The 4,281-nt window shown below is 67.1% G+C and carries 2 protein-coding genes; one reads left to right on the top strand and one right to left on the bottom strand.

The genetic code is table 11. The features are described from left to right. Positions 1-477 precede the first annotated feature (477 nt). Positions 478-825, top strand: a complete 348-nt coding sequence (locus AC08OX_RS15405) for a hypothetical protein (RefSeq protein ID WP_476608448.1) — start codon at positions 478-480, stop codon at positions 823-825. A gap of 1,416 nt (positions 826-2,241) precedes the next feature. Here AC08OX_RS15405 and AC08OX_RS15400 read toward each other — a convergent pair. Continuing rightward, positions 2,242-3,390: a S1C family serine protease gene (locus AC08OX_RS15400; protein WP_476608447.1), complete on the bottom strand. Its 1,149-nt coding sequence runs from the start codon at positions 3,388-3,390 to the stop codon at positions 2,242-2,244. Positions 3,391-4,281 lie beyond the last annotated feature (891 nt).

The raw sequence follows: 4,281 nt of genomic DNA, 5'->3' as shown, positions 1-4,281 counted from the left end.
ACACCGGAAGCTTGAGGATGTGGTCGCCACAGCCGCAAGTCATGCGCTGTTCCGCGGTGCGGTCTTCCTCGGTGGGCGTAGGGGTTGACGCCGTGGCGAGTGTGACGCAGAATCGACCATGTGTTCGGTTGGCTCCTGTCATCCTTTCAGGTGCGCGGGATTTCAAGTACGCGAGCACAGCCAGAATACGGTGATGATCTTCCGTGAGGGGTAGCCAATTATGCCAGCATCATCGGCGAGAAACTCTGTGGCATATTTCTTTTCGACATACTGGCGGAGAACGGGGCCGGGGACCCTGCGTGGGCAATGCGTGATTATGGCGCTGACGGGTCCGGGACCGAACCGCAGTCCCTTCTAGGCCGAGTATCGGCACTCGGCGGATCTCGGGCCTTTTAACGTCTCTCGACCTGGCAGCTTTTGAGTATGCCCGCACCCACATTGTTGTGCAATGTTTACTAGAGAGAAGACTAGATGAAAATGGGCAGCGGTATTGTGATCGTATTAGTGATCCAGTCGCCCGTGCTGGGTGAACTTGTCCCTCCGGTGGAGAAACTGCTGGGGGTAGGTCCGGTACTTGGGCTCCCGGGGTTGCCACTCGGCGGGGACGTCGGCGTCGGAGCGTCCACCCCGGTCGGTGCCGTCGTGGGTGGGGTGCTGGGGGGTGCCGTCGTGGGTCTGCTGGCTGGCGATGGAGCCGTGGTTGGCGGCTGTGTAGGAGTCGTGGTCGGTGGCTCCGTCGTCGGCGTGCGTGGCGCCGGGGTGGTGGATGGCGAGGACGGAGGCGATGTCGCAGGCGTCTTGACAAAAGCAGGGTCGGGACGATGAGGGGCGGAGGGCGAGGGCTTGCTGACCTGCCGCGCGATGGGCTCCATGAGGTGTGGTTCCAAGCCTCCGGGCGATGCAGCCCGGCTGGTAAACGCTCCGGCAACCGTCGGGACGACTGTCGAGGACGTCGCGGCCGCATTGCTGGGTGCGGCCGCAGGCATAGGCGGACGTATCGCGTCCGGGGTCGGTGCCTGCGTCGCCTGCCCCTGCGTCACCTGCGTGATATTCGGCTCGTCCTCCGACAGCAGCTGGGCATCGGAGGTGGGCCAGTTCATGGCCGCCGTGAGGCCGGCGACGGCGATGGCCGTCACCGCGGCGACTGCCACCGCCGACCGCCTGCGCCATCCCGCGCTGCCGCGGCCAGCATGAGTCTGCGGTGCGTCGGTGAGGTCGTTGTCGGAGTCCATGCGCATGAGCGGGAGTACACGCACGGAGTGCGTGGTGGCGGCGATGATGGTTTTCTCGGCGTCGGCGTACCTGTCACCGCTGGGTGGAGCCGTCGGTACCTTGACGAGATTGACCTTCGGTGTCTCCTTGGTGGTCTCGCCGACTTCGCTCTCGCTCTCGGTATCGGCTGCCGCTGCCGCTGCCCGCCGACTGGCGGCTGAGGCTGCGGCTACAGCCGCGACAGCGGCGCGATCGAAGGTGCGCGCGAGGCCGACCCGCAGACTCGCTGGCGCCGGAACCATGGCACCGGCGAGGAGCTCTTCGGGCGAGACTCCATGGGGTACCGGGATGCTGCGCGCCTGGGGCGATCCAGACCAGGCCAGAGCGCTTCCTCGAGCAAGCTCGAGTAGCCAGGACCGCAGCCGGGTGGGATCGCTCAGGGGATTTAGACGAGTGCGGGCGACGAGTGCGAACGCCGTCCCGGCCGCTGCGCGGGCCACGGTGGGATCGCCCAGAATCAGCAGGCACATCGAGAAGACATCATCGGCGTACAGATCGTAGAGATCGTCGAACGCCTGTCGGTCACCACGTCGGACACGGGCCACTAGGTCCGCGTCGTCGTCCATACTCAGCTTCTCCCCGGGGACTAGCGGCGGCCCCGGAACGGGCCGGCATCGCCCCATCGGTAGCCCGGTGAGGCAGTCCCAATGCTAGAAGTTTGTCCCCCGCAGCGGGTGAACGTCGTGAAGATTTTTTTGTCGCCGATTCGACAGTCGATAACGCTTGACTACTGATGCCGTCGCACTTTGATCCTCATCGACTACGGCTGGCTACTTTGCCTGGTAGGTCCCACGGCAGGGTGGCCATGTCCCATCGGAGACGGGACCAATTCACCAGGGACGAATCTGCCTTCAATGAGTATAAATCGAAATCTGTCATCAATTCGGCGGAACCGGCGTTCGGAACCGGACCGGCCATTCGCGGCCTTCCGCCGGATGGCACCATGCTTCTTGCGGGTCGGGACATAGCTCAGGATGCCGGTGGTTGTTGGGCGAGCCGGGCCTTGACGGTGCCGCTCTGTCCATCACGGGTATAGGTCACTTCCACCTCGTCGCCGATGGCGTGGGACCGGACCGCCGCGATGAGGGAGTCGACGTCGTTGACGGCACGGTTGCCGACCTTCGTGATGACGTCGCCGGTGCGAAGGCCGGCCCTTTCGGCGGGTCCACCCGGAACCATGGAGCGGATCTGTGCACCGTTGCCGCTGGAGGCGGTGGAGCGGGTGTTCTCCTCCGCGGTGGAGGCGCTGACGCCCAGGTACGGGTGCCGGGCGCTTCCAGTGGAGATCAACTCGGTGGCCACCGACTCGGCATAGTTGCCCGGAATAGCGAAACCGACGCCGATGTTGCCGGACTGCTGGCCGCCACCGAAGGGACTTCCACCACCCACGGTCGCGATCGCGCTGTTCACGCCGATGATCTCGCCGCGACTGTTGACCAGCGGACCACCGGAGTTACCGGGGTTGATCGATGCGTCGGTCTGGATTGCGTCGAGCACGGTGTTCTGCTGATCCCGCACGGTTGAATCCCCGGTGCGCACCGGGCGATGCACGGCACTGACGATGCCGGACGTGACCGTACCGTTCAGCCCGAGCGGGCTGCCGACCGCTACCACCAGTTCCCCGATGTTCAGCGTGTCGGAATTGCCGAACGTGGCCGCAGCGAGACCGGTGGCATTGATTTTGATCATCGCGAGGTCCGAGCTCGGATCCGTGCCTACGACCTGCGCATCGAAGGTGCGACCGTCCTGCAGGGTGACCGTCAGCGAGCCGCCGTTCGCGGCACCCGAGACCACATGGTTGTTCGTCAGGATATGCCCGTCCGAACGGATGATGGTGCCGGAGCCGGTGCCCGACTCGCTGCTCGATTCCTCGGAGATTGTCACGACACTTGGCAGGATCTTCTGCGCCGCGGCCGACACGGTGTTCGCGGCTGCCGGCGACGTTCCACCGGAACTGTCCACGGTGTTGTGCAGACCGGCGGATGTGACGATGGTCTGCCCCCCGTTGTTATCGGCGACCAGCGCTCCGACACCGCCACCTACACCGGCCGAGACCAGGGCAATGGCGAGTCCGGCGGCGACGAGCCGCCGTCGGCGCCAAGGCTGCGAGGCGGCCATGGTTGTCCCGTTGCCGTAGAGGTCCTGGGCGGGTGGTGAGCCGGCGCCGCTCGGGGAACTCCACGGCGGTCCCCAGGAATGCCCTCCGGTCGGGGGTCCCGCGGGGCCGGCCGCGCCGTTCAGAGCTCTCGGGGCAGCGGGACCACTGGGTGGCGGGCCTGAAGGTGGTCCCCACGGGCCGCCGGGAGGCGCCGCCGGAGGTGAGCCTCCCGCGGAGAACGCGGCCTGCGGCTGGCTGGCCTGGGACGGCCCGGCCGGGTACGGAGAATCCGGATACGGACGAGGATCCCCATGCGGGGGATGGGGATTCGGATACTGAGGATGCTGGCCGGAGGATGGCCCCAGCGCCGGCGGTTGGCTGTACGGCGAGCCGGGCGGACGGGAAGGCGGGCCCGCCGGGAGGTCGGGTTCGGAGCTGGCGGGACCAGCCGGGTGAGCTTGGCCGGCTGGTGTCCCGGCCGCGCCGCCGATAGGCGGAGCCCAGGGGGAGGGGGAGGCATGCCCGGCGCCGGACCCCTCCCTGCCGCCGCCCCCGGGGGCGGCCTCGGCGCTACTGCTGAAGGGGAGACGCGGTGTCATGGTAGGCACTTTCCCTTGAAAGCCTGAGCGATTCCTGAATGCCGACCAACGTTCGGGTAAGCGATCCGGCGTGGAGCCGCGCCGGCCCGGCCCGCGCCGGCCCGGGCCGCGCCGGCCCGGGCCGACTGGGTCAGCTTGGTCAGCCGGTGGGACGGTGTTCCGCCAGTAGATCACGAATTTCCGTGAGCAGGCGTGCCTCGTCGGTGAGTGCCGGGTCCTCCTCCGGCGGGACCTGCCCCCCAGGGCTGCGCGAAGGTCGCGTGGTGTGACGGCCTGCTGCGCTAAGTGGCTATGAATTGGAGTGTCCGGCGG

This window comes from Frankia sp. CoBUL1, from assembly GCF_978021245.1.
Note: the sequence above shows the minus strand (reverse complement) of the source record. Positions and strands in the feature narration are given on the sequence as shown.